Source organism: Nocardioides speluncae (assembly GCF_003121585.1).
GTDB classification, from domain to species: Bacteria; Actinomycetota; Actinomycetes; order Propionibacteriales; family Nocardioidaceae; genus Nocardioides; species Nocardioides speluncae.
Genome location: NZ_QEOO01000039.1, coordinates 1 through 23,467, shown reverse-complemented (window position 1 = coordinate 23,467; position 23,467 = coordinate 1). Strand labels below are relative to the sequence as shown.

Here is a 23,467-nt window from a genome sequence, read left to right as displayed (position 1 = left end):
AGTCGGTCACCACGACCTCGTTGGTCACTGCGGCGTCAGCACCGCGTGCAGCTTCTCCAGGCCGCGGGAGGTGTGGCTCTTGACGGTGCCTTCGTTGATGCCGAGCTCGCGGGCGGTCTCGGCGACCGACAGTCCCAGCCAGTGCCTGAGTACGACGGCCTTGCGCTGCATCTCCGGCAGCGCCTGCAGCGCCTCGAACAGCGCGCTCCGCTCCTCCACCGGCAGCCCTTCGCGCACGGCCGGATCGTGACCGTCGAGGCCGGGTGCCTCGCGGCGCCACGGCCGGCGGTGGAGGTCGATGTTGGCGCGCACGATGATCTGCCGCACGTAGGCCTCCTCGCGACCCGCGCGGTGCAGCCGCGGCCACGCGACGTACAGCTTCACCAGTGCGGTCTGGAGCAGGTCGTCGGCCTGGTGCCAGTCACCGCAGATCGCATAGGCGACCCGGCGGAGGTGGTTCTGGCGGGCGGCGACGAACTCCGCGTACGCCGCTTCGGCTGCAGGCTTGAGACTCACAGCAGCCCCTCTCCGCCGGCGTACTGGCCGCGCGCATAGACGAGGAACTCGGCGAGTGTCTGCCGGCCGGCGATCGCGGCGGTCGGGATGTACTGCGGAGGCCCGTCGAGGTCTCGGGCGAGCACGAACCAGGTGTCGCCGTCGACCCGCACCTCGGCCACCGCGCTGCGGTCGCCCTGTCCTGCGAAGTCGTCGCCGACGTCCGGGCTCGGCCGTTGCTGGACGATCGTGACGCCGGGCAGCGGCTCGAGCGTCTCGCCGGTGCCGAACTCCACGAGCTGCAGCTGCTCGCCGCCGGTGTGCAGCGCGACCTGGTAGTCCAGCCACTCCTGCAGGGTCGCGAACGACTTCTGCGCAGGATCGGCGGACGCGCTGGTGCCGCTGCCGGGTTCGTACTCGAGCAGCATCCAGACCTTCTTGCCGGCCCGCTCCACCTCGAGGCCGACCGACCGCTTCGGCAGCGGCCAGTCCAACGGGTTGGGCACCCGCTGCAGCTCGGTGACTCCGTCGGCGAGTACGACGTTGCCGTCGGCGTCGTACTCCGCCCACTGCCCCTCCTCGAGCGGCTTGAGGGCCTTGCCGGTCGGCGAACCGCTCGCCGTCGCTGACGCAGTCGGCTTGCCGGAGTAGACGGGGTCCTCGGCGCTGTCGGGGGTGCCGCCGGGCGCGATGCCGTACGCCACCAGTCCGAGTACGGCGACGCCGGCGACGGCCGCCACGCCTTCGGCGCCCTTGCGCCGACGGCGCGCCCTGCGGCCGGCTGACAGCCGGTCCTCGAGGGACCGGTGTGCCGGGCCGTCGCCGAAGGACGCCTCGATCTGCTCGCTGATGCTCATGCCTGCTCTCCGTCTCGTTGAGTATCGCTGGGTGAGTGGAGGCCTCACCCCGTCAACGGAACGGATCGCCGATCGGTTGTCCGGCTGCTCAGAGTCCTTCGTTCTGCAGTCGCGTCAGCACCTGCTCGAGCGTCTCCTCCTCCTGGCCGCGGCGACCGGGCGACTGCACGAGCTCGATCGCTCCGTCGAAGAGGTGGTTCCGAGTGCGCACCAGCATCGGGTGCTGGCCCGACCCGGTGCCGCTGTCGACCATGATCAGCGCGGACTGCTCGCCCGGCTCGGTGAACCAGTCGAGGTCAGGGTTGGTGATCTGGTCGACGACCTCGAGGAGGCCGTCCTCGAACTTGATCTCCCCGTTTTCGGCGACGGTGAGGCGGAAGCCGGACGGCTTGGTGTAGAGCTCGCGGACCTGGGTATCCACCCAGTCCCGGAAGTCACCGTCGCCGGCCGGTTCCATCACCCAGTGCTGCCCCGGGTCGCCGGACAACAGCGTCCACCATTCGGTGCCGTCGACCTCCGCGGCCAGCGCGACGGATCTGCCGTCGTACGCCAGCGGGTCGTCGACGCGATCGATCTCCTCGGCGTCCTCGCGGATCATCAGCTCGCCGTCCTGGTCGTACCAGGCGGTCCCCACCCGGGTGACGCCCTCGGCGTCCTTCATCTCGGGGTAGCGATGACCCGGGTCGGTGAGCGGACCGAGCTGCTTGGCCCACGTATCGAAGGACATCCCGGCAACCGCCTCGTCCTTCACTGGATCCGCGACCAGCACGCCGCCGTGCTCGCCGTGCTCGAGGAAGTACCACTTGGTGTGGCCGTCGTAGATCAGCTCGAGGGCGACGCTCGCCTCGACCGCGTCGCCGTCGATGACCGGGTCGTCGACCCGGCGGCTGACCTGAACACCGTCGCGCCGCTTGAGCTGGCCTTCGGTGCCGTACTTCGCCATGTCGTCCGCGCAGCGCCGCTCGGGCTCGAACTCCTCTTCTGAGGTCTCGTCCGAGGGTGGACCGCTCACGCAGCCCGCCCAGTTGGCGACCGGGATCGCGCTGGTGAGCTCCTCGTCCGGCGGCGCGGGCGTATAGGTGGGGCCGGCGGTCGGGGACTCCGAGGCGGTCGCCGGCGAGCTGTCCCGGTCCGCGCTCAGGTCGCCGTTGCCGACCATAGTGAGTACGGCGAGCGTGACGACCGCGGCGATCGACGTGGTGCCGGCGGCGTACCCCCGACGGCGGCGCAGGGCGCGGCGTCCCGCCTCGATCCGGGCCGGCAGCGGGGTGTGCTCGGGGCCGACCGGGATCTGGGTCTCGAAGAGCTCTTTCAGGTTCATCAGCGGCTCTCCTCGGTGATCAGGGACTGGAGCCGCTCCAGGCCGCGGGCGTTGTGGCTCTTGACCGTGCCGGCCGAGATCTTGAGCTCGGTGGCGGTCTCCTCGATCGACAGGCCGAGCCAGTGCCTGAGTACGACGACCTTGCGCTGCATCGGGGAAAGGTCGCGGAGCGCGTCCATCAGCTCGGAGCGGTCCTCGAACGCCAGTTCCTCACGAGCAACCGGCTCGGGACCCTCGACGCCGATCCGCTCCCGCCGCCACGGACGGCGGTACTCGTCGATGTTGGCGCGGACGATGATCTGGCGGACGTAGGCATCTTCGCGGCCGTCGATCGCCAGCTTCGGCCAGGCGACGTACAGCTTGGTCAGCGCGATCTGCAGCAGGTCCTCGGCGTGATGCCAGTCCCCGCACAGCGCGTACGCGACCCGCCGCCAGTGGGTCTGGCGTGCGGCCACGTACGCGCTGTACGCCGCCTCCCGCTCCGCTCTCCTCATCGGCCACCCTTCTGCTCAGCGCATCGTCGCGCGTGTCAGGCGTGGATACGGAGACCGGGCCGATTTTGTTGTCACCGCGCCGCTACTGGTTGCCTACTGGTTGCTGAGCACCGCCTGCAGCTTCTCGAGGCCGCGCGAGGTGTGGCTCTTGACGGTGCCTTCGGTGATGCCGAGCTCGCCGGCGGTTTCCGCGACCGACAGCCCTAGCCAGTGCCTGAGTACGACTGCCTTCCGCTGCATCGGTGGCAGACCCTGCAGCGCCTCGAACAGCGCGGACCGCTCCTCGACCGCCAGCTCCTCGTGGCTTGCCAGGTCGAACCCGTCCAGCCCGGGCGTCTCCGGCCGGCGCTTGCGCCGACGGCTGTCGTCGATGTTGGTACGGACGATGATCTGCCGCACGTAAGCCTCCTCGCGCCCGTCCCGATGCACCCGCGACCATGCGACGTACAGCTTGGTGAGCGCGGTCTGGAGCAGGTCGCTCGCCTGGTGCCAGTCGCCGCACACGGCGTACGCGACCCGGAACAGATGCTGCTGCCGCGAGGCCACGAACTCGACGTACGCCGCGTCGTCGCGCTTCCGGCCGATCATGGCTGCACATTGTCGGGGTTGCGCTGCGCGCGGAGATGGTCGAGGTACTCCTCGATGGTCTCCCGGCCCGGTTTCGCGACGGTCGGGGAGTAGGTCGTGCCGGTCGCGAGGACGAACCAGGTACGGCCCTGGTAGCGGACCTCGGCGACGGCGGACACGTGCTCCGGCCGGCTGAGGTCGCCGAGCTGTGTGTCGTCGAGCTGCCGAATGATCGTGACGCCCGAGAGCCCGACGAGCTGGTCGTCGGCACCGAAGCGCACCAGTTGCAGCGCCGGGCGTCCGCGCGCCTCCGCCAGGTTCTGATCGAGCCACATGTCGAAGGTCGGGTAGTCCGCTTCGTCCGCCCGCTCCTGCCAGCCCGAGCCTCCCGAGAGCCGCAGGAGCAGCCAGTAGGTCGTGCCTTCCCGCTCCACCACAAGGCCGACCGACTTCTTGGGCGGCCCCATCTCGAGGGGGTTGTCGACGCGTCTGACCAGGCGCGCGCCAGGGGAGAGCTGGAGAACGCCATCCGGGTCGATCATGACCGGGCCGTCCTCTTCCGCCGCCTGGGCGCCGGCTGCCGCCATTCGCTCCTGCAGGAACTCGATCTGCTGCTCGAACTCGGCTCGCCCGGGTTGGCTGGGTGAGCCTTGGTAGAAGCTGCCGCCGGGGTTCTGGTAGAGCAGGATCCATTCGACTTCATCGCCTCGCTCGACCGAGAGCATGGTGTTCTTCAGCCCGTCGAGTTCGAGGACCTCCTCGGCAAGGTAGGTGACCTTGATGTTCGAGTCGCGGCGGACCACTTGGCCGTCCTCGTTGTAGCCGACGATGTGGCCGGGCTGTAGCGCCTCGGGATCGATCGGTACGTCGGGATTGGGCACGATGACGACCTGGTCCGGATCGGACTTGGTGTCGCGGTCAAGGAGGCCGGCCACGGCTGCGGTCCCGCCGAGGACGCTGACCAGGGCGAGCGCGGCTGCGCCGCCGGCGAGCCGGCGGCGGCGTACGGCGGACTTGCCGGCGGCGAGCCGGGCGGTCGCCGTCGGCAGGGGTGGCCCGGTGCCGATCGACCGCTCGATCTCCTCGGTGATGTTCATACGAGAGATACGACCACGGTTCGAGTTCGGTTGTCCGTGCCCTGTGACAGCCTGACCGGGTGACCGACGAGGAGCGTCCGGCGTTCGTGCTGCATGAGCACCACAAGCCGCGGCACCACTTCGACCTGCGGCTGGAGCAGGACGGCGTACTCCGGTCCTGGGCGGTGCCGCGCGGGCTGCCGCCGACCAGCGCCGAGGACCGGCTGGCGGTCGCCGTCGACGATCACGACCTCGACCACCTCACCTACACCGATGAGCACAAGGAGATCGCCGACATCGGCTGGTGGGAGGACGTCGGCAGCAACGCCAAGCGGCTGCTGTTCGTGCTGCACGGCCGGACGTCGTCGGTTCGCTACGCGCTCATTGACACCGGCCGGGACTGGCTGCTGCATCGCACCCGCGCCCAGCCGTGAGCGCACCTCAGTCGGTGTAGTTGCCGTTCTTGTAGTTCAGCCGCTGTCCCTCGCTGAGGGCCGGGTAGCTCGCCAGCGTAGGCAGATCTGTCGCCTGGCCGCCGGCGCCGGGGACGTACTCCCCGAGGACCGCGCCGCCATCGTTGAGGTAGATGACCTTCTTGATCGCCGGCTCGCCTACCTCCAGGTCGAGCAGGTGACTCATCGCGATCCAGCCGTCGGCCGTGGCGCGGCGTACCACCTGGTTGTCGGCGAAGTTGATCCAGACGGTCGCGACCTGTGAGGGGAGCTTGGTGGCCAGCCAGGCCTCGGTAAGACAGTCGCCGCCACCGCAGACCGTGCTGCTCCTGACGTAGTGGTCGGCGGGGGTGTCGTCGGTCTCGGTCCTGAACACCGCCATCTCCACGACGTTCCTCCGGATCTCGCACCGTCCCCACAGCGCGCCGCCGCGCGACTCGAACAGCGCCCACCCACGCATCGAGTTGGACGTCTTGGCGACCAGCTCGGCCTGACCGGCGTCGAAGAGCCTCCTCTTGGCGTCGGCCGAGGAGTAGCTGGCATGCCGGCAGACGCTGGTGAACTCGGCGTCGGTCTGCGGGACGACGAAGTTGCTCGGCGACTCATCCTCGGTGGCGGCCGTGGGTTCGCTGCCAGGTTGACCACTGGGGTCCGACGCCATCTCGGCGGAGTCGCTGTCCAGCCGGCTGAGGGCGGACGTCGCGAACCAGGACGTGCCGAGCACGAGCGCGGTCATCACAGCCACCGCCAGCCCGCTCCGCCTCGCGTTACGCCGGCGCCTGGCGCCCTGGCTGACGGCCAGGATCTCCGAGACCTCGGGCCGCATCGGCTCGAGCTGGCGCTCCAGCGCCTGGTCGAGCCGAGACTTGAGGTGCAGGTCGTCCATCAGCGCACCTCCGATACGGGTTCGGCGAGCAGTTCGCGCAGCCGCACCATCGCGCGTGAGGTGTGGGACTTGACGGTGCCGGGCGCGACGCCGAGGTCGTGCGCCGTCTCGTCGACACTGAGGTCCATCCAGAAGCGGAGCACGACCACTTTCCGTTGCATCGTGGGCAGCTGGGCGAGGGCGGTGAGGATGGCATCCGACTCCTCGAGCTCGGTGGCCGGCACCGCGGCGCGGTCGTAGCCGTCGAGCCCGGACCGCTCCCGGCGCCGCCACGCGCGCCGGCTCTCGTCGATGCTGACCCGGACCAGCGTCCGCCGCAGATAGGCGTCCTCGACGCCCTCGTGCTGCAGGCGCGGCCAGGCGAGGTAGAGCTTGGTGAAGGCCGTCTGCAGCATGTCGTCGGCGCGGTGCCAGTCGCCGCACAGCGCGAAAGCCAGACGCCGCATCGCGCCCTGGCGCGCGGCGACGTACGCCGTGAACGCGGTGTCGCGGTCCCCTCGCCTCATCGCCCTCCTCGTCCCCTCGCCTAACCCCATAGACGGGGTAGGCGCGCGTCGGGTTTACCTCGATCACAAATCTGTCCGAGCAATCCCTCGGGACGGCCTCGGTCCGGTCACGGTCCGACAACGTGGGCGTCGGCCCTCGTCGGCGGTGCGAGGTCATAGGGTATGTGGCGAGGCGCACTGCCCCCAGACGTTCTGCACAGCTCGAGGAGACTTCCGCCATGCCCATCGCCACTCCGGAGACCTACGCCGCGATGCTCGACGCGGCCAAGGCCAAGTCGTTCGCCTACCCGGCCATCAACGTCTCGTCGTCCCAGACGCTGAACGCGGCGCTGAAGGGCTTCGCCGACGCCGGCTCGGACGGCATCATCCAGGTCTCGACGGGCGGCGCGGAGTACCTCTCGGGCCCGTCGGTCAAGGACATGGTCACCGGCTCGGTCGCGTTCGCGGCGTACGCCGCCGAGGTCGCCAAGAACTACCCAGTCAACATCGCGCTGCACACCGACCACTGCCCGAAGGACAAGCTCGACGGCTTCGTCCGGCCGCTGCTGGCGCTGTCCAAGGAGCGGGTCGACCGCGGCGAGGCTCCGCTGTTCCAGTCGCACATGTGGGACGGCTCGGCGGTGCCGCTGGAGGAGAACCTGCAGATCGCCGAGGAGCTGCTGGCCCTCGCGGCCGCCGCGAAGATCGTGCTCGAGGTCGAGATCGGTGTCGTCGGCGGCGAGGAGGACGGCGTCGCCAATGAGATCAACGAGCAGCTCTACACCACGCCCGAGGACGCGCTGGCGACCGTCGCGGCGCTCGGTGTGGGGGAGCAGGGCCGCTACCTCGCTGCGCTGACCTTCGGCAACGTGCACGGTGTCTACAAGCCCGGCAACGTGAAGCTGCGCCCGGAGATCCTGCGCGACGCGCAGGCGGCCGTCGTCGAGAAGCTCGGCCTGGAGGCCGGCTCGAAGCCGTTCGACCTGGTCTTCCACGGCGGCTCCGGCTCGACCGCGGAGGAGATCGGCGCTGCCGTCGACTACGGCGTGATCAAGATGAACGTCGACACCGACACCCAGTACGCCTTCACGCGCCCGGTCGCGGCCCACATGTTCACCAACTACGACGGCGTACTCAAGGTCGACGGCGAGGTCGGCAACAAGAAGACCTACGACCCGCGGTCGTGGGGCAAGGCCGCCGAGGCCGGCATGGCCGCCCGGGTGGTCGAGGCCTGCGAGAACCTGCGCTCGGCCGGTACGACGATCGGCGCCTGACCTCGCCGGCCGGTGACCCAGCACCGGGTCACCGGCCGACGGGACGGTCGGCCGAAGTACAGCTATGACACGTAGCCCAGCCGGTACTCAGGCTTGAAGTCGAGGCCGGGGTAGGCCTCGATACCGTCAAGGTCGGAGTCGTCCCCGGGATCAGCGCTCCATATCTCTCCGTGGATGTAGGCCAGCGTCGTGCCCTTCGCGTCGTAGTACTCGACGTCGTAGGCGCCGTACTCGTCTGCGGCCGCACGAGGAGTGTCGGCAATCGCGACGAACCAGCCGTGGTTTGTCCGCACCGTCACCCCCTTGCCGGTGGCGCGGTGCTCCACTCGGACGGCAGCGACCTTCTCCGGCAATTGGCTGCGGAGCTGTAGGAGCTTGACGCAGGTCGTGTCGGTCGGGCAGCGAGGGTCCAACGACGGCCACAATCCCCCGGACTCATCTCGCTTGGTGGTGTAGATCTGCAGATCGGCGTCGGCCGCACCACGCAGCAGTTCGCAGGTGGCCCACATCGTGCCGTCGGCTGAGGAGTACGTGGCCTGGGTCACCGTGGGCGTCTTCATACCCGCGGTGATCGTCGCCGCACCTTCTTGGCCGAAGAAGCTCCCCTTCACCTCCTCGGTGACGTCGGGGCTGTTCAGGCACCTCTCGGTCAGGTCCGTGGCATCCGCCGGGGCCAACGAGATGGCTGGGAGCGCGTCGGCGAGCGGTGACGCTGGAGGGGTCGTCACATCCGCGGTGACCGTCGGGCTCGCCTTCCCGGTCGGGCGGATCGTGAACCCGCCGGACTCGGTGCCGCGCGGGAGGCTACCGAGCCCGATGGCGGCGCCTCCGGTAATGACCGCGGCGGCGACGACGGCAACTCCGGTCGTACGACGGCGGCGCAGCGCCGGATAGCCGATCTCGACCCGACGGGCCGCGGGTGTGGGGATGGGCTCATCGTCGAACAGCGGCGCAAGCGCCTGCTTGAGGTCCAGGTCGGTCATGTCAGCTCCTTGTCGTTCTCGTGGTCGTGCTCGTCTACGGACAGCAGCTCGCGGAGGCGGTTGAGGCCACGGTTGCTGTGGACCTTGACCGTGCCTTCCGCAATGCCGAGCGCCTCTGCGGTCTCGGCGATGGACAGGTCGCACCAGTGGCGGAGGGTGACCGCCTTGCGCTGCATGTCGGGCAGCCGTTGGAGCGCCGAGAGCACCACCTGGGCCTGCTCCAGGTCGGGGCTCGGCATGGGGCGCTCGGGGTGCCGGCTGGTCGGTCGCTCTCGGTTCCAGAATCGTCGGCTGTCGTCGATGTTGGTCCGTACCAGGATCCGGCGCATGTAGGCGTCCTCGGCCGCAGCGCGCTGGATCCGCGGCCACGCGACGTACAGCTTGGTATACGCGGTCTGGAGCAGGTCCTCGGCACGGTGCCAGTCACCGCAGAGCACAAATGCCAGCCTTCGGAACTGGGTCTCCCGCGCCATGACGTACGCCGTGAACGCGGCATCTCGGTCGGCTCGTTTCATCCGCTTCTCCCTTCGTCGCCCCTAGAGACGGGTGAAGTGGATGCCGGGGTTACCGGTGCTGCCGGTCAGGTCGGTTTGGGTAGAGGTTCGGCGCGGTCACGACCGCGGCTCCTGGCCCCCTGGACGTATTGGTCCCAAGCCAACCCGCCCAGGGGGCACCCCCCTTTTCGCCGGCGCCCAGCGCGACGTCGTGAGCTCAGGGATAGCCGTTTGGTTCGGTGCTCACCCGCCCGAACACGTTCAGCGGCGCGCCTTCGTCCCGGAGGGTGGCACTCGGCGCCACCAGGACCAGCTGGCGGCCGTGCCGGGCGAGTTCGCGTGAGGTCGTGAGCACCATGGCCTGCGCGAGCAGCGACCAGTGGGTGACGCCGGCCAGGTCGACGTACACGCATGGTGTGTGGGCGGCGGCGGCGAGGTCGAGTGCGGTGCCGAACTCGGCAAGCGCGAGACCCTCGATGCTGCCGCGCGCGATCACGACATGGTCGCCGTCATCGCGAATCGAGGACACCGCGACGAAGCCCGCGGCTTGCGTGATCGGGCCGTGCATGACGAGACCCCTTCCGCTCATCGTCCAACGATGAGCCGTCGGGGTCCGGGACGGCCGTCTGCCACTAGTCACATTAGACCTGCGTACCTGCATTGCATAGGGAAATATGGCCGCGATAGTCGAGTCGCGCAGGACCTAGAGCCGGCACGCCGGCACGCCGGACCGATCGGGGCTCTACTAGGCACAGGGGGATGATGATGGTCGCGTTGGGTACCTGCTCATCGAGTTGGCGCGCGGAGTGATCTCCGGCGCCGTACAAACCACAGAGCTGGGGAGCTGAGATGCGCAGTCACGGGATTCGCGATGAGACGGCGCGGACGAGCTCCGGAACCCGATGACTACCGTCGAACAGCTTGCCGATGTGTTCGTCGAGGTCGCCGACTCCTTGGTTGCCGACTTCGACCTGATCGAGTTCCTCCACACCGTCGCCGGCCACGCGGCCGAGCTCAGCGGCGGTACGGCGGTGGGCCTGGTCCTGGCCGACGAGCAGGCGCGGCTGCACTACATGGGCGCCTCCGACGAGACCGCCCGCCTCCTTGAGCTGATCCAGATCCAGAACTCCGAAGGCCCCTGCCTCGACTGCTACCGCTCGGGCCAGTACGTCGTGAACGCCGATCTCGCCGCGGCGGGCGGCCTGTGGCCGTCCTTCGCCCCTCAGGCGGTCGCGCGGGGTTACCTGACGGTGCACGCGTTCCCGATGCGGCTGCGCGAGCGGGTGATCGGCGCGATAAACGTCTTCGGGCGGGAGCCGGCCGTATTGGCCGACCAGGAGATCAAGATCATCCAGGCTCTCGCCGACGTAGCGACCATCGCGCTGATCCAGGAGCAGGCGATCGCCCGGGCTGAGGTGCTCAACGAGCAGCTCCAGGCTGCCCTCAACAGCCGGGTGATCATCGAGCAGGCCAAGGGCGCGATCGCCGGCACTCTCGCGATCAGCATGGACGATGCTTTCGAGCTGCTCCGCAGCCAAGCCCGCCGGGCGCGGGTCCCGCTGACCGAGTTCGCACGCGACCTGGTCACCTTCCCGGAGCGGATCGCCGGTCTGCGGGACAGCCGCTGACGGTGCGGTAAAGTACGGCGCGGTCATGAGTGCCAGCGCGTAGCCCCGGCTTGCTGGCCGGCAACCCTCCACCGCGGTGGGGTGCCCCGGGTGAGGACCAGGCGTCGGCGGAGGGTCGGCGCAAGCGCGGGCCTGACACCACCGGACGGCCCCTGGCCGACTGGAGCACCTGTGTCCACAACGATCACCACGTCCACCGACAGCTGTACGACGGCCGCGACCGAGCCGCTGCTCGACCTGGTCGGCGCCGACCTCCGAGTCCCGCTGGTCGACGGCCGCTGGGTGCGGCACGTCAACCTCGACCTGGCCGCGAGCGCGCCCGCGCTGCGGGTGGTCGCGGACCGGGTCGCCGCGGCGCTGCCCTACTACTCCAGCGTGCATCGTGGCGCCGGCTACGCGTCACAGGTCTCGACCGCGGTGCTGGAACGCTCGCGGCGGGTGATCGGCGAGTACGTCGGGGCGCGTGCCGGCGATGCCGTCGTACTCGCTCGCAACACCACCGATGCGCTGAGTCTGCTTGCCGGCTGCGTGCCGGCTGGCGGCGAGGTCGTCTATCTGGACCTCGAGCACCACGCCAACCTGCTGCCCTGGCAGCGGCTGCCGCACCGGGCCGTCGTCGCCCGGCCGACGGTGGCGGAGACGCTGGCCGCGCTGGAGCAGGAGCTGGCCGCACGTCCGGTCGCCCTGCTGGCGGTGACGGGCGCCTCCAACGTCACCGGCGAGGAGCTGCCGATCGCGCGGCTGGTCGGGTTGGCCCACCGGCACGGCGCACGGGTCGTGGTCGACGCGGCGCAGCTGGCGCCGCACCGCCGGCTGAGCCTGGCGGCCACCGACGTCGACTATGTGGTGTTCAGCGGACACAAGCTCTACGCGCCGTACGGCGTCGGCGCGCTGGTGGGTCGGCAGGACTGGCTCGACACCGGTACGCCGTACCTGCCCGGCGGCGGCGCCGTGGTCTCGGTCGGCGTGGACTCCGTGGAGTGGGCGTGCGCGCCGCACCGGCACGAGGGCGGCACCCCGAACGTCCTCGGCGCGCTGGCGCTGGCGACGGCCTGCGAGACGCTGGCCGCGCTCCCGGCCGGTGCCCAGGAGCTGCACGAGGCAGCCCTTCGGCAGCGGCTGGTGCACGTGCTGCACGGTCTGCGCGGGGTACGGCTGCACCGGATCTTCGACGAACCCCTCGATCGGCAGCAGGTGCCGTCGATCGGCGTGGTCACCTTCACGGTGGACGGGTACGACGCCGGCCTGGTCGCGGCGTACCTGTCCGCCGAGCACGGCATCTCGGTGCGCGACGGCCGGTTCTGCGCGCACCCGCTGACCGAGCGGCTGGGCCTGGGTGACGGCGCGGTCCGCGTCAGCATTGGCGTCGGCTCCACCCAGGACGACGTCGACCGACTGGTCGACGCGGTGGCGGCGCTGATCGCGGAGGGGCCGCGGACGACCTACGAGCGCATCGACGGCCGCTGGGCACCTGTTGCCGACCCGCGACCGCTGCCGGCCTGGGCCGGCGGCGCCGACCGGTCGACGGGCGCCAGCCCCTGCACCGCCTGATGGCGATTTGTACGTACGAGACCGTACGTACAAATCGCGATTCTGCGGATACCACGTCTCCGGGTCCGCCGGTTCCGGCGGCACGCGCCGACCTCCGGCGCGGCCCACCATGGCAGGCTGGTCGACATGAGCCACGCAGACCTGATGGCGGGACCGCCGCCGACCGAGCTTCCCGAGGATACGGCCACCGCGGACCTCGCCGAGGGTGCCGACCCCGCGGACGCGGTACGCCGTCATCCTGCCTCGCCGCTGGCGTGGGCGACGCTCGCCGACCAGGCAAAGGCCGACGGCGCCGACGACGTCACGGTCTACGCCTACGCCCGGGTCGGCTACCACCGCAGTCTCGACCTGCTGCGCCGCAACGGCTGGAAGGGCCACGGCCCGGTGCCGTGGGAGCACGAGCCCAACCGCGGCTTCCTGCGCTGCCTCGCGCTGCTGTCGGCCGCCGCCGGCGCCATCGGTGAGACGGACGAGGAGGAGCGCTGCGCGACCTTCCTGCGCGACTCCAGCCAGGCCGGGTACGACGAGCTGCTCGGCTGAGGATCAGCGAGTCAGCAGGGACCGCACCTTGTCCGCACCCAGGGCCACGATCAGCGTGGGGAGGCGCGGGCCGCGGTCCTTGCCGACCAGCAGGTTGTAGAGCAGCTTGAAGAAGGCCTTCTGGTCGGACTTGACCTGGTCGGTCGGGTCAGCGTCGACGTCGAGCCCGAGGGCGAGCTTGGGTACGCCGTAGACGACGGCGGTCACCGGGTCGACGTCGAGCTCGCCCGGCATTACCGCCAGCTGCTCCAGGAGCAGCGTGACCCAGCGCGACTCTTCCTCCGACAGCGCACCCAGCCGGTCAAGATCGGGGGCGGAGCGGACGATGGTGCGATCCTCGGCCGGCACGAACTCCGACGTCCAGGTCATCGCCCGGCCCAGCCGCGGCTCGAGCTCGGCAACCGACGAGTGGGCGTACCCGACGTGGGAGACGGTGCGGCTGATCAGCTCGGCGGAACCGGCGGTCACATCCGCGACCGAAGACAGCACCCGGAACGGCACCAGCACCTCCGGCGTCGGCAGCCGGCCGGCCGAGGCGGTCGAGGAGGCCCGCTCGAAGGCCAGCACCTGGGCGTCCCGCTTGGCCGGGTCCGCGGCCTTGCGGCCCAGCGCGTCCCACTCGTCGTACAGCCGCACCACCTCGGGGCCGAAGTCGATGTTGAAGGACTGCTTCGGCGCCCGCCGGACGTAAAGCCAGCGCAGGATCGGCGCCTCCAGGATCTCCAGCGCCTCCGCCGCGGTGGGTACGCCGCCGCGCGAGGACGACATCTTGGCCATCCCGGCGAAGCCCACGAACGAGTAGCCCAGCCAGGACGGTCGGGGGTAGTCCCAGATCTGCTCGACCAGCTCGTGGCCGACGGTGAACGACGAGCCCGGGCTGGAGTGGTCGGCGCCGGCCGGCTCGAAGTCGACCCGCTCGAAGGCCCAGCGCATCGGCCAGTCGACCTTCCACACCAGCTTGCCCTCGTTCTGGGTGGCCAGGTTGGTGACTCCGGCGAAGGAGCAGACCGAGCAGGTGTAGGACAGGTCGGTCGAGGCGTCGTCGTACGCCGTCACCGTGGTGGTGTCGCGCCCGCAGTCGCGGCAGTAGGGCTTGAACGGGAACCGGGCCAGGTCGTCGGCGCCGGCCTCGTCGGACTCGTCGTCGGCGGCCACGGAGTCTGCCAGCGCCGCCGCCTCCTGCTCGTTCTCCGCGACGGGCGGCGCGGCCTTGGTCCGGTACCGCGAGAGCACCTTCTCGATGTCGTCGCGGCGGCGGACGGCGGTCAGGATCTGCTCGCGGTAGGTGCCGGCGCCGTACATCTCGGTCTGGCTGATCTCGTCCATCTCCACGCCGAGCTCGGCGAGCGCGGCACGCAGCGGCTCCTTGAAGTGCTCGGCCCAGGAGTCGTGGCACGACCACGGGTCCGGTACGGCGGAGAGCGGACGGCCGATGTGCTCGTTCCACGACTCGTCGACGCCGGCCGGCACCTTCCGGAACCGGTCGTAGTCGTCCCACGAGTGCAGATGGCGAACCTGGAGTCCGCGCGAGCGCAGCTCCTCGGCGACGAAGTGCACGGTCAGGAACTCGCGCAGGTTGCCGAGGTGGACCGGCCCGGACGGGCTGGCGCCGGAGGCGACGGTGACCGTCCTGCCGGAGGCGATCAGGGCGTCGGCGTCCCCGCCGGCGTGCCGGATCGCGTCGTCTGCGGCCCGAGTGACCCAGTCGGTGGGCGGGCCATCCTGCCCGCGGTTGCCCCTGGCCATCTCGCTGCGCTCCTCACAAAAGGTGTACCGACCGCCGAAACGCTACCCGAGGCGGTGGGACGGCCGCGCGGCCATATCGAGGGCCGGTGACAGGACAGGGGAGAGGACAGGCGACAGGGCACCAGAATCGTCCCCTGAGCGGTTCCGGTGCCCTGCGGGTCGCATCGCTTCCTGCATCCCCCGATGCTGTGCGATGCCGAGCCAATCCCACCCCCCGCGGCGTGATCGGTCGGCGCCCGAGACGACGCGCGACCATGGTGTCATCCAGCCTTCCGAATCGTGTGACACCCGGCGGCCGCTGACATTAAAGTGCCAAGATGCCCCGCCGTACCAACGCACTTGCTGTGTTGGGCTTCTCCGAGGCGGAGGCGGCCTTCTTCCTCGACGTGCTCGGGATGTCCGGGAGCCCGGTCGACACCGTGGCCGCGGCCACCTCCCGCACTTCGGAGGAGCTGCTCGAGGACCTGAAGCCGTTCCTGGCGCTGGGGCTGGTCAGCGTCGCCGGCGGGGTGGTCACCGGCGTCTCGCCGGCCCAGGCGGTCAACCGGCTGATCGGCTCCCAAGCCGAGGCGGTACGTCGGGTCGCCGAGCGCCTGGACCAGTTCAGCGACGCGATCCCGAGCCTGCTGGCGGCGTCGTGGGCCGGGCGGCCGGAGGGCAGCGACCCGGTCGAAGCGGAGGTGCTCACCGGCGGCGACATCCCGACGATGCTCACCTCGTGGATCCGGCAGTCCGACGGGGACCTGCTGTGGTTCCGGCCCGACCAGTGGCGGCTGCCGCACGAGTCGGCGGTGACTGAGGCGGTCGCCGAGGCGATCGAGCAGGGGCGTCAGTGCCGGTCGATCTATCCGGCCCGGGCGCTGGAGGAGGCGCCCGATGCGCTCGCCGCACGGGCCCTGGCCGGCGAGCAGGTGCGGGTCGTGGCCGAGCTGCCCACCCGGCTGGCCATCTTCGGCCGGACCGCCGCCCTGCTCCCGGAGACGCTCGGCGTGACCACCAACCGGCGGCTCGTGATCCGACAGCCGGCACTCGTCGACTCGCTGCGGGTGCTGTTCGAGCTCCTGTGGGACCAGGCGGTCGTCGTACCCGGCCTGACCTCGGACCAGGGTGGCCGGGCCGATGACCGCCGACTGCTGCTCCAGCAGCTCGCCGCCGGCGCCCGGGACGAGGAGATCGCGGGTGCGCTCGGCCTGAGCCTGCGCACGGTACGGCGCCGGGTCGCCGCGGTGATGGCCGAGCTCGGAGTCGAGACCCGGTTCCAGGCCGGCGTCGAGGCGGTCCGCCGCGGCTGGCTCTGACCTCGGTCAGCGCAGCAGCTGGTACGCCGCCGGCTCGATCCGCCAGGTACGGCGCCGCTCCGGCCCGTAGACCTCGCCGTCGGCACTGCACCAGAAGTCCGAGCCGCTCACCGAGACCACGCCGCCGCGGACCGTGGTCACTTCGTCCTGCTCGGCGTGCGAGCCGCGGCCCAGCCGGATGGCATACGCCGCCCGCGCCAGCGGGGTGACCGCCCGGGAGATCATGACGTCGGCCTGGCCGTCTCCGGGGTCGGCGTCCGGGGTCAGCTGCAGCCCACCGCCGACCTGGGAGCCGTTGCCGATTGCCACCATCAGCACCGGCTGGTCGATGTCGTTGACGACCGCGCCATCGACCTCGACCCGGAGCCGCAGCACCCGCGGCCGGACCGCGGCGATCACCGCGCCCACGGCGTACCCGGCACGGCCCAGGTGCGGCTTCCAGCGGGCGCCCTGCTTGCCGGCCTCGGCGCCGAGACCGACGTGCGCGCTGTTGACCACGATCTCGCCCACTTCGTCGACGAGGAGGTCGACCGGGCGCGGAGCGCCCTTCGCGATCACCCGCGCCGCCTCCTCGACGTCGAGCGGGAGGCCGGCGCCGCGGGCGAAGTCGTTACCGGTGCCGAGTGGCAGCAGGCCGAGCACCCGGCCACTCAGCTCGTTGCGGCGGTGCAGCGCGGCCACCACGGCGTGCATGCTGCCGTCGCCGCCGGCCACCACGATCAGTCGGGAGCCGGCCCGGTGGAGGACACCGTCGAGCTCACCCGGATGCTCGGTCGCGGCCACCTCCACCGAGGTGTGCTCGCGGAGTACGGCGAGCCCGGACTCGAGCGCTTCCGGGTCGGCACTGCCTGCGGACGGGTTGGTGATCACCAGGAGCGGGTCCACCGGATCGACAGTAGTGGCCGGGCCTGAGAACTCCCTGTCCTGAGCCGGCACTTTGGTAGCGTGTGGACGCAAGAGCCCTGGTCAGCAGCCGCTGTTGCCGGGGCCTTCGGCATTTGGTCTCGACCAGCTCGACCACCGACAAGAGGGAGCCAGCCATGCCCGCGATCGTCGTACTCGGTGCCCAATGGGGAGATGAGGGGAAGGGCAAGGCGACCGACCTGCTCGCCACCAGCACTGCTATCGACTACGTCGTCCGCACCAGCGGTGGCCACAACGCCGGCCACACGATCGTGGTCAACGGCGAGAAGTTCGCCACCCACCTACTGCCCAGCGGCATCCTCACGCCCGGTGCGACCAGCGTCATCGGCAACGGCGTCGTGGTCTCGCCGGAGGCACTGTTCCGCGAGCTGGACGCGCTGAACGAGCGCGGGGTGGAGCTGGCGCCGCTGCTGGTGAGTGCCAACGCGCACGTGATCGCGTCGTACCACTCGACCATCGACAAGGTCACCGAGCGGTTCCTCGGCCGCAACAAGATTGGTACGACGGGGCGCGGCATCGGCCCGGCGTACGCCGACAAGGTCAATCGCCTCGGTATCCGGATCGCCGACCTGTTCGACGAGAAGATCCTGCGCCAGAAGATCGAGGGCGCGCTCGAGCTGCGCAACCAGATCCTCACCAAGGTCTACAACCGGCGTGCGGTCGAGGCCGACGCGGTGGCCGAGGAGCTGCTGTCCTACGTCGACCGGCTGCGGCCGATGGTCGCCGACACCTCGCTACTGCTCAACCAGGCGCTTGACGAGGGCAAGACCGTCCTGTTCGAGGGCGCGCAGGCGACGATGCTCGACGTCGACCACGGCACCTATCCCTTCGTCACCTCCAGCAACCCGGTCGCGGGCGGGGTCTGCGTCGGTGCCGGCGTCGGCCCGACCCGGATCGACCGGGTGATCGGCGTGATCAAGGCGTACACCACGCGAGTCGGCTCCGGGCCGTTCCCGACCGAGCTGTTCGACGAGAACGGCGAGAAGCTGTGGAAGGTCGGCGGCGAGGTCGGCGTCTCGACCGGCCGCGACCGTCGCTGCGGCTGGTACGACGCGGTGATCGCTCGCTACGCCACCCGGGTCAACGGCCTGACCGACCTGTTCCTGACCAAGCTCGACGTGCTGTCGTCGTGGGAGCGGGTGCCGGTCTGTGTCGCCTACGAGATCGACGGCGTCCGGCAGGACGAGATGCCGATGACCCAGACCGAGTTCCACCACGCCAAGCCGATCTACGAGTACCTCGACGGCTGGTGGGAGGACATCTCCGAGTGCCGCACCTTCGACCAGCTGCCCAAGAACGCGCAGCGGTACGTCGAGGCGCTGGAGCAGATGTCCGGTACCCGGATCTGGGGCGTCGGGGTCGGCCCCGGCCGCGAGCAGACGATCGTCGTCCACCCCGACTGAGGCAGAACCAAGCGCGCGACGAGGGCGAGGGTGGCGCCCACTTGCGGACGCTGGATAATGCAGGTCGTGTCCACGCCCACCGAGATCGGCCGGTACGCCGTCAAGCGACGGCTCGGGACCGGGGCGTTCGCCTCGGTGTGGCTGGCGTTCGACCACCAGCTGGACTCGCCGGTGGCGATCAAGGTGCTGGCCGACAACTGGAGCGCGGAGCCGGACGTACGGCGCAGGTTCGTCGACGAGGGCCGCTTCCTGCGCAAGGTCGAGTCGCCGCATGTCGTGTCGGTGTACGACGCCGGCGAGCTCGACGACGGCCGGCCCTACCTGGTCATGCGGTACGCCGACCGCGGCACCCTGAAGGAGCGGGTCGAGGGCGAGCCGCTGCCGCTCGACGAGGCCCTGGAGATGATCGGCCAGGTCGGTCGCGGCCTGGTCACGCTGCACCAGCGCGGGGTGATCCATCGCGACGTGAAGCCCGCCAACGTGCTGTTCCGCAGCACCGCCGACGGCGACCACGCGATGCTCGGCGACCTCGGTCTCGGCAAGGTTGTCGACGGCACCTCGCGGGCGACGGTGCTTGCCGGCACCCCGTCGTACGCCGCACCCGAGCAGGCGCGCGGCGAGAAGCTCGACCCGCGCGCCGACCAGTTCTCGCTCGGCGTGATCAGCTACCTCGCGCTGGTCGGAAAGCCGCCCTTCGACCACCCGACCCTGCTCGCCGCCGCCAAGGCCGGCGAGCCACCGGAGCTGCCGGACGTACCGCCCGAGATCGCCGAGACCGTACGCCGGGCGCTGTCCCCCGACCGCACCGACCGCTGGCCGGACGTCGCGTCGTACCTCCGCGCGCTGGACCAGGCCAGCCGCGAGATCGCGGCCGAGCCCGATCCGCCGGTTGAGGAGTCAGATCCGCCGGTTGAGGAGGTCGCGCAGCGGCCGTCTCGAAACCAAGGATCGGGCAAGGCGGTGCCGCTCACGAAGCCGGACCCGGGCGAGGCCACCTTCGTCGGTGCCCGGCCCGAGCCGTCGGTCACCGAGGCCGACCTGGACAAGCCGCCGCGCCCACTCGGCGTTCGCGCCAAGGTGCTGATCGCGGTTGCCGCCGTGGCCGTGGTGGCCGCGGCTGCGGGCGGCGGCTACCTCGGCGAGCGGCAGGTGGAGCGGACCGAGGTACTGCGCGACGCGGACGGCGTGCTCTCGGTGACCGTGCCCGAGGACTGGGCGAAGGAGGTGTCTCGCGAGGGCTGGACGCCGCCCGGCGCGGACAGGCCGTACCCCGCCCTGTCGATCGAGGGCGACGACCGCGCGCTGTTCGTGGGTCTGGTGCCGGCCGACCAGCTGCCCGAGAAGCTGCCGGGCCACCCCGAGTGCGAGACGACGCGGGCGACCCGGACGGGCTTCACGAGTCAGGGCACGGCGCTGACCGCGACGTACGAGGAGTGCCCGGGTGTCGTGGTCGAGCGGGTGGTCGAGGTGACCAACGACCGGCTGCTGTGGGTTCAGGTGCGCGCTGCGGACCGCGACGCCGCGATGGACATCGTCGAGTCCGCCTCCGCCGACCTCTGAGGGACTAAGGCGCGTTGACGACCCGGTCCGCGACGTAGTCGATCAGCCGGTCCAGGCCGTCCTCGTCGACCAGCCGGCCGGTCGCCGCGATCTCGACCTCGGCCTCCGACGTGCCGAACGGCGATACCCAGGTCTCGATGCCGAACCGGAGATAACCGTCGCCGTCGACATACGTGTAGCGGAGCGAGTCTGAGGTGCGCAGGATGACTTTGAACTCCCTGACGTCGCTCGCGGCGGCGAGCGCCTGCTCCCGGCTCGCGAGCCGCTCCGGGACCTTCTGGTGCTCGCTGGCGACCAGCTCGACCCGGAGCTTGTAGGTCCTGCCCGGGTCGTCCGCCGGCCGCCAGTTCTTCTCGATCAGGTTGACGAAGTTCTCTTTCCAACCTGCAGGAGCCTTCAGCCCGATCCGGTACGGCGGGGTGCCGATCGTCGTATCGACGTACTCCAGGTCGACGCCGAGCGCCGGGAAGTCGTTGTCCGGCTCGATCTGCACCGGCGGCTCGATCGGCGCCGACGGCGAGACCGCCACCAGCGGCGTGGCCGCCTCGTCGGCGTAGCTCGGGTCGGCCTGTGACCACACGCCGGCGAGGTAGCCGACCAGCGCGCCGACGGCGGCCAGCGCTACCACCGCGGTCACGATCCGCGGGCCCCCGACTCTCGACATGGGATAACCGTAGTCAGTCGGCGGTGGACCGCGGTCAGGAGGAGGCGGCTTCTCCGGGCGTGACCAGCCGGTGGTCGAAGGCGAACACGATCGCGGCAGCCCGGTCACGGAGGTCCAGCTTGGTGAAGATCCGGCCGATATGGCTCTTCACGGTGACCTCGGAGATCGTCAGCTGGGCGGCGATCTCTCCGTTGCTGAGGCCGCGGCCGATCAGCCGGAGTACGTCGAGCTCGCGGGAGGTCAGCGCATCAGGGGCGTCGGCGCAGGCGGGGGCCGGCGGTCCGGACCGGTAGGCGTCGAGTACCCGGCCGGTCACCGCGGGGTCGAGCAGCGCGTGGCCGGCGGCGACGGTGCGGACCGCCCGGATCAGCTCCTCGGCCGGCGAGTCCTTGAGCAGGAAGCCGGCCGCCCCGGCGCGCAGCGCGCCGGACAGCAGCTCGTCGTCGTCGAACGTGGTCAGCACCAGCACAGGAGGTGCGTCGGCGCGGGAGCGCAGCCGGCGGGTGGCCTCGATGCCGTCCACCTCGCGCATCCGCAGGTCCATCACCACGACGTCCGGCGCATACTCCGCGACCGCGGCCGGCACCTCGGAGCCGTCGGCGCACTCGCCGACCACGACGAAGCCGTCCTTGCGGCGCAGGATCCGGCGCAGTCCGGAGCGCACCAGCTCCTGGTCGTCGACGAGTACGACGCGGACCACACCGTTGGCGTCGGCGGTCCCGTTGGCGGCAGCGGTCACGGCGTACCCACCACCGGGTCGGGCGCGCCCGTGCTCGGCTTGAGCAGCTCGGTCTTGATCTTCTCGAGCCCGCACTTCTTGTCGTGGCCGGGGTGCGCCAGGACCAGGTCGACCACCCACTTGCCGTCCCGCCGCCCGACGAACAGCTCGCCGCCGAGCAACTCGGCGCGCTCGCGCATGCCGCGGATCCCGGAGCCACCGGTGCTGGCGGGCGCGGTCGAGCGCGGCAGCGTGTTGGTGATGGTCAGCCGCGGGTGCTTCTGGCGGCAGTCGAGGAGTACGTCGGCGCGCGCGTCGGGCTGGTGCTTGGCGACGTTGGCCAGCGACTCCTGCACGATCCGGAACACGCTCAGGCCGTTGGTCGCGGGCACCTTCTCGATCTCGCCGTGGACCTGGAGCGAGACGTCGAGGCCGGCGTCGCGGAAGCCCTGCACCAGCCGGGGTACGTCGGTGGTGTCGGGGGTGGTCTCGGTCTTTCCGGGCTTCTGGCCGAGCAGGCCGACCGTCTGCCGGATGTCGGCCATCGCCAGCCGGCCCTGCTTCTCGGCGTCGCGCAGCGCGTCGAGGGCCTCGTCGACGTCGGCGTCGTCGTCCTCCAGGCTGCGCCGGGCCGCGGTCAGGTGCAGCATGGTCACGCTCAGCGAGTGCGCGATCACGTCGTGGACCTCGCGCGCGATCTGCTGGCGCTGCTCCTGCAGGACCTGCTCCTGGCGCTCGGCCTGCATCCGGGCCTGCTCGACGACCTGCCGCTGCTGGTACTGCATCACCACGCCCACATCGAGCCCGACCAGCAGCAGCGGGAGCAGGAACGCCAGGCCGTCGATGTGGCCCAGGGTGGCGAGCACGATCATCAGCGCCGCCGCCTTCACGGTGACCGCGAGGGCCTGCCACAGCTTGTCGTGGGCGCCGACGGCGCCGGCCAGCAGCACCAGCAGGAACAGTGCGACGTCGTACTCCATCGGGTAGATCACGGCCACCGCGCCGGCCCCGATGAGGGTGGGCAGCGTCAGCGCCATCCAGTGCGTCGACTTGCCGGCGATGTCGTAGACCCACGGGATCATCGCGATCGCGATCAGGCCGGCCGTCGGCAGCAGCGGGTGGGTGCCGAACCGCTGCGCCACCGCCACTACCCCGCACATCAGCGCGGCGCCGTCCATGAAAAGACGCACCCACCAGACGTAGTCCGGGGCGTTGTCGTCAGCGATGCCTGGCCGATAGGGGCGCAGCGCATCCTGGATCAAGCGGGCGACAGACACATCCCCAGGTTAGGCGCAGGTCACGGCGTTGGCATCCGACCTGGGACGGAGCCGCCTCCACCCTGGGCGGGGTGCCGTAGTCCCGCCCTTGGCAGGCAGACCCGCCCGCTTCGCGGTCAATAGCGTTCGGGGTACGACGGAGCGGGCCGGTCCAGGCGGTCAGCAAAACGGCAAGGAGGCCGTGATGATGAGCGAGGCGTGGGAGAACTATCACCGACGAGCAGCAGCCGTGAACGACGTCGTGGTCTGGCTGGATCGCAGCCGCAGCGACCAGACGCCGTGGAACCCCACGCTGGCCACCGCCTTCGAGAGCACCGACGACCTGCTCGTCGCCTTGCACGACCTGTGGTCCCGGCGGCTCCTCGCCCGGGTCGACATGGAGTTGGAGACCCACCCGGGACCGCCGGCCGAGTGCGTGAGCATCGCCTGGCACGCGGCAGCGCGGACGCTCCCCGGCGTACGGCGGGTGCTGGACGCCCAGGCCGACAACCCGGTGCTGGCGCCGTCCCAGCTGAGCGAGCACCGCCTGCTCGCCGTGGCCGCCGGGTACGCCGGCCTCGCGCAGCCCATTGAACAGGCGGCACGCGCGGGCAGACTGTTGGTAGCCGAGCTGCGCCGTTCCGGACGGCTGGCCGGCGTACCGACAGGAGCCAGTTAGTGGTCACTCCCGGAGTTTCGCCGGGGTCTGAGCGGCCAGGGCACGCACATCGCTGCGTTGTCGTCGGTCGACGGGCCACCGGCCCGCCTCCCTCCGACGCCTTGCGCTGCACGCAC

General features: G+C 70.6%; 25 protein-coding genes and 1 riboswitch. Of the genes, 9 read left to right on the top strand and 16 right to left on the bottom strand.

Annotated elements, in window-relative coordinates:
* Positions 1-24 precede the first annotated feature (24 nt).
* The 6 genes from DDV73_RS22415 to DDV73_RS22390 all read right to left on the bottom strand — a co-directional run bounded on the left by DDV73_RS22415 (position 25) and on the right by DDV73_RS22390 (position 4,831).
* A complete protein-coding gene (locus DDV73_RS22415; protein WP_109509494.1) occupies positions 25-516 on the bottom strand; it encodes a SigE family RNA polymerase sigma factor in 492 nt (163 codons plus the stop codon).
* Positions 513-1,352 (bottom strand): hypothetical protein, encoded by an 840-nt coding sequence (locus DDV73_RS22410; RefSeq protein WP_109509493.1) that lies wholly within the window; start codon positions 1,350-1,352, stop codon positions 513-515. The genes DDV73_RS22415 and DDV73_RS22410 overlap by 4 nt, the downstream gene beginning before the upstream one ends.
* Before the next feature lie 88 nt (positions 1,353-1,440).
* Positions 1,441-2,673 (bottom strand): hypothetical protein, encoded by a 1,233-nt coding sequence (locus DDV73_RS22405; protein WP_109509492.1) that lies wholly within the window; start codon positions 2,671-2,673, stop codon positions 1,441-1,443.
* A complete protein-coding gene (locus tag DDV73_RS22400) occupies positions 2,673-3,167 on the bottom strand; it encodes a SigE family RNA polymerase sigma factor (RefSeq protein ID WP_109509491.1) in 495 nt (164 codons plus the stop codon). Before DDV73_RS22400 ends, DDV73_RS22405 begins: the two co-directional genes overlap by 1 nt.
* 93 nt (positions 3,168-3,260) lie before the next feature.
* A complete protein-coding gene (locus DDV73_RS22395) occupies positions 3,261-3,755 on the bottom strand; it encodes a SigE family RNA polymerase sigma factor (protein ID WP_109509490.1) in 495 nt (164 codons plus the stop codon).
* Positions 3,752-4,831 (bottom strand): hypothetical protein, encoded by a 1,080-nt coding sequence (locus tag DDV73_RS22390; protein WP_109509489.1) that lies wholly within the window; start codon positions 4,829-4,831, stop codon positions 3,752-3,754. Before DDV73_RS22390 ends, DDV73_RS22395 begins: the two co-directional genes overlap by 4 nt.
* A gap of 59 nt (positions 4,832-4,890) precedes the next feature.
* On the opposite strand from DDV73_RS22390, the gene DDV73_RS22385 reads away from it, so the two are divergent.
* Complete coding sequence (locus DDV73_RS22385; RefSeq protein ID WP_161962501.1) at positions 4,891-5,244, top strand: DNA polymerase ligase N-terminal domain-containing protein; 354 nt, start codon at positions 4,891-4,893, stop codon at positions 5,242-5,244.
* A 7-nt stretch (positions 5,245-5,251) separates the two neighbouring features.
* Here DDV73_RS22385 and DDV73_RS22380 read toward each other — a convergent pair whose 3' ends face one another.
* A complete protein-coding gene (locus tag DDV73_RS22380; protein ID WP_109509488.1) occupies positions 5,252-6,148 on the bottom strand; it encodes a hypothetical protein in 897 nt (298 codons plus the stop codon).
* The gene (locus DDV73_RS22375; RefSeq protein ID WP_109509487.1) at positions 6,148-6,654 is read right to left on the bottom strand and encodes a SigE family RNA polymerase sigma factor; all 507 of its coding nucleotides are present in this window, start codon (positions 6,652-6,654) and stop codon (positions 6,148-6,150) included. Before DDV73_RS22375 ends, DDV73_RS22380 begins: the two co-directional genes overlap by 1 nt.
* A gap of 218 nt (positions 6,655-6,872) precedes the next feature.
* Here DDV73_RS22375 and fbaA point away from each other — a divergent pair, with 218 nt between their 5' ends.
* Complete coding sequence (gene fbaA / locus DDV73_RS22370) at positions 6,873-7,907, top strand: class II fructose-bisphosphate aldolase (RefSeq protein ID WP_109509486.1); 1,035 nt, start codon at positions 6,873-6,875, stop codon at positions 7,905-7,907.
* Positions 7,908-7,969: 62 nt separating this feature from the next.
* Here the strand turns inward: fbaA and DDV73_RS22365 are convergent, their stop codons facing one another.
* The 3 genes from DDV73_RS22365 to DDV73_RS22355 form a co-directional block, all read right to left on the bottom strand.
* A complete protein-coding gene (locus DDV73_RS22365) occupies positions 7,970-8,890 on the bottom strand; it encodes a hypothetical protein (protein ID WP_109509485.1) in 921 nt (306 codons plus the stop codon).
* Entirely contained in the window at positions 8,887-9,405 is a 519-nt protein-coding gene (locus DDV73_RS22360; protein ID WP_109509484.1) for a SigE family RNA polymerase sigma factor, read from the bottom strand. The genes DDV73_RS22365 and DDV73_RS22360 overlap by 4 nt, the downstream gene beginning before the upstream one ends.
* Before the next feature lie 196 nt (positions 9,406-9,601).
* Complete coding sequence (locus DDV73_RS22355; protein ID WP_154402863.1) at positions 9,602-9,973, bottom strand: STAS domain-containing protein; 372 nt, start codon at positions 9,971-9,973, stop codon at positions 9,602-9,604.
* Positions 9,974-10,286: 313 nt separating this feature from the next.
* On the opposite strand from DDV73_RS22355, the gene DDV73_RS22350 reads away from it, so the two are divergent.
* From DDV73_RS22350 to DDV73_RS22340, 3 genes are all read left to right on the top strand, one after another.
* On the top strand, positions 10,287-11,012 hold the full coding sequence (locus tag DDV73_RS22350) for a GAF and ANTAR domain-containing protein (protein WP_109509482.1): 726 nt from the start codon (positions 10,287-10,289) through the stop codon (positions 11,010-11,012).
* A 21-nt stretch (positions 11,013-11,033) separates the two neighbouring features.
* A riboswitch (SAM riboswitch) is annotated at positions 11,034-11,145 on the top strand.
* Between the two features lie 38 nt (positions 11,146-11,183).
* Positions 11,184-12,563: an aminotransferase class V-fold PLP-dependent enzyme gene (locus DDV73_RS22345; RefSeq protein WP_109509481.1), complete on the top strand. Its 1,380-nt coding sequence runs from the start codon at positions 11,184-11,186 to the stop codon at positions 12,561-12,563.
* 126 nt (positions 12,564-12,689) lie between these two features.
* Entirely contained in the window at positions 12,690-13,103 is a 414-nt protein-coding gene (locus tag DDV73_RS22340; RefSeq protein WP_109509480.1) for a DUF3151 domain-containing protein, read from the top strand.
* A 3-nt stretch (positions 13,104-13,106) separates the two neighbouring features.
* Here the strand turns inward: DDV73_RS22340 and lysS are convergent, their stop codons facing one another.
* Positions 13,107-14,849 (bottom strand): lysine--tRNA ligase, encoded by a 1,743-nt coding sequence (gene lysS / locus DDV73_RS22335; protein ID WP_109509479.1) that lies wholly within the window; start codon positions 14,847-14,849, stop codon positions 13,107-13,109.
* A gap of 317 nt (positions 14,850-15,166) precedes the next feature.
* Between lysS and DDV73_RS22330 the strand changes: the two genes are divergently transcribed.
* On the top strand, positions 15,167-16,147 hold the full coding sequence (locus DDV73_RS22330; RefSeq protein ID WP_109509478.1) for a helix-turn-helix domain-containing protein: 981 nt from the start codon (positions 15,167-15,169) through the stop codon (positions 16,145-16,147).
* A 6-nt stretch (positions 16,148-16,153) separates the two neighbouring features.
* On the opposite strand, the gene DDV73_RS22325 is transcribed toward DDV73_RS22330, so the two are convergent.
* Positions 16,154-17,032 carry a diacylglycerol/lipid kinase family protein gene (locus DDV73_RS22325; protein ID WP_240617424.1) on the bottom strand — a complete coding sequence of 293 codons (879 nt, stop codon included), beginning with the start codon at positions 17,030-17,032 and terminating at the stop codon, positions 16,154-16,156.
* Positions 17,033-17,187: 155 nt separating this feature from the next.
* On the opposite strand from DDV73_RS22325, the gene DDV73_RS22320 reads away from it, so the two are divergent.
* A complete protein-coding gene (locus tag DDV73_RS22320) occupies positions 17,188-18,474 on the top strand; it encodes an adenylosuccinate synthase (protein ID WP_109509545.1) in 1,287 nt (428 codons plus the stop codon).
* 66 nt (positions 18,475-18,540) lie between these two features.
* Positions 18,541-20,034 (top strand): serine/threonine-protein kinase, encoded by a 1,494-nt coding sequence (locus DDV73_RS22315; protein ID WP_109509544.1) that lies wholly within the window; start codon positions 18,541-18,543, stop codon positions 20,032-20,034.
* Positions 20,035-20,038: 4 nt separating this feature from the next.
* Here DDV73_RS22315 and DDV73_RS22310 read toward each other — a convergent pair whose 3' ends face one another.
* The 3 genes from DDV73_RS22310 to DDV73_RS22300 are packed head-to-tail and all read right to left on the bottom strand — an operon-like array spanning position 20,039 to position 22,693.
* Positions 20,039-20,698, bottom strand: a complete 660-nt coding sequence (locus tag DDV73_RS22310; RefSeq protein ID WP_109509477.1) for a hypothetical protein — start codon at positions 20,696-20,698, stop codon at positions 20,039-20,041.
* 34 nt (positions 20,699-20,732) lie between these two features.
* Positions 20,733-21,437 (bottom strand): response regulator transcription factor, encoded by a 705-nt coding sequence (locus DDV73_RS22305; protein WP_109509476.1) that lies wholly within the window; start codon positions 21,435-21,437, stop codon positions 20,733-20,735.
* Positions 21,434-22,693 carry a sensor histidine kinase gene (locus DDV73_RS22300; RefSeq protein ID WP_154402862.1) on the bottom strand — a complete coding sequence of 420 codons (1,260 nt, stop codon included), beginning with the start codon at positions 22,691-22,693 and terminating at the stop codon, positions 21,434-21,436. Before DDV73_RS22300 ends, DDV73_RS22305 begins: the two co-directional genes overlap by 4 nt.
* 184 nt (positions 22,694-22,877) lie before the next feature.
* Between DDV73_RS22300 and DDV73_RS22295 the strand changes: the two genes are divergently transcribed.
* A complete protein-coding gene (locus tag DDV73_RS22295) occupies positions 22,878-23,351 on the top strand; it encodes a hypothetical protein (RefSeq protein ID WP_109509474.1) in 474 nt (157 codons plus the stop codon).
* The last annotated feature ends 116 nt before the right edge of the window (positions 23,352-23,467 follow it).

Excerpts from the sequence above, each read along its gene's own strand:
- DDV73_RS22310 (WP_109509477.1), bottom strand. The coding sequence starts at position 20,698 with ATGTCGAGAGTCGGGGGCCCGCGGATCGTGACCGCGGTGGTAGCGCTG.
- DDV73_RS22365 (WP_109509485.1), bottom strand. The coding sequence starts at position 8,890 with ATGACCGACCTGGACCTCAAGCAGGCGCTTGCGCCGCTGTTCGACGAT.
- fbaA (WP_109509486.1), top strand. The coding sequence starts at position 6,873 with ATGCCCATCGCCACTCCGGAGACCTACGCCGCGATGCTCGACGCGGCC.
- DDV73_RS22340 (WP_109509480.1), top strand. The coding sequence starts at position 12,690 with ATGAGCCACGCAGACCTGATGGCGGGACCGCCGCCGACCGAGCTTCCC.
- DDV73_RS22330 (WP_109509478.1), top strand. The coding sequence starts at position 15,167 with ATGCCCCGCCGTACCAACGCACTTGCTGTGTTGGGCTTCTCCGAGGCG.
- DDV73_RS22400 (WP_109509491.1), bottom strand. The coding sequence starts at position 3,167 with ATGAGGAGAGCGGAGCGGGAGGCGGCGTACAGCGCGTACGTGGCCGCA.
- DDV73_RS22350 (WP_109509482.1), top strand. The coding sequence starts at position 10,287 with ATGACTACCGTCGAACAGCTTGCCGATGTGTTCGTCGAGGTCGCCGAC.
- DDV73_RS22395 (WP_109509490.1), bottom strand. The coding sequence starts at position 3,755 with ATGATCGGCCGGAAGCGCGACGACGCGGCGTACGTCGAGTTCGTGGCC.
- lysS (WP_109509479.1), bottom strand. The coding sequence starts at position 14,849 with ATGGCCAGGGGCAACCGCGGGCAGGATGGCCCGCCCACCGACTGGGTC.
- DDV73_RS22320 (WP_109509545.1), top strand. The coding sequence starts at position 17,188 with ATGCCCGCGATCGTCGTACTCGGTGCCCAATGGGGAGATGAGGGGAAG.
- DDV73_RS22295 (WP_109509474.1), top strand. The coding sequence starts at position 22,878 with ATGATGAGCGAGGCGTGGGAGAACTATCACCGACGAGCAGCAGCCGTG.
- DDV73_RS22410 (WP_109509493.1), bottom strand. The coding sequence starts at position 1,352 with ATGAGCATCAGCGAGCAGATCGAGGCGTCCTTCGGCGACGGCCCGGCA.
- DDV73_RS22390 (WP_109509489.1), bottom strand. The coding sequence starts at position 4,831 with ATGAACATCACCGAGGAGATCGAGCGGTCGATCGGCACCGGGCCACCC.
- DDV73_RS22380 (WP_109509488.1), bottom strand. The coding sequence starts at position 6,148 with ATGGACGACCTGCACCTCAAGTCTCGGCTCGACCAGGCGCTGGAGCGC.
- DDV73_RS22355 (WP_154402863.1), bottom strand. The coding sequence starts at position 9,973 with ATGAGCGGAAGGGGTCTCGTCATGCACGGCCCGATCACGCAAGCCGCG.
- DDV73_RS22360 (WP_109509484.1), bottom strand. The coding sequence starts at position 9,405 with ATGAAACGAGCCGACCGAGATGCCGCGTTCACGGCGTACGTCATGGCG.
- DDV73_RS22405 (WP_109509492.1), bottom strand. The coding sequence starts at position 2,673 with ATGAACCTGAAAGAGCTCTTCGAGACCCAGATCCCGGTCGGCCCCGAG.
- DDV73_RS22375 (WP_109509487.1), bottom strand. The coding sequence starts at position 6,654 with ATGAGGCGAGGGGACCGCGACACCGCGTTCACGGCGTACGTCGCCGCG.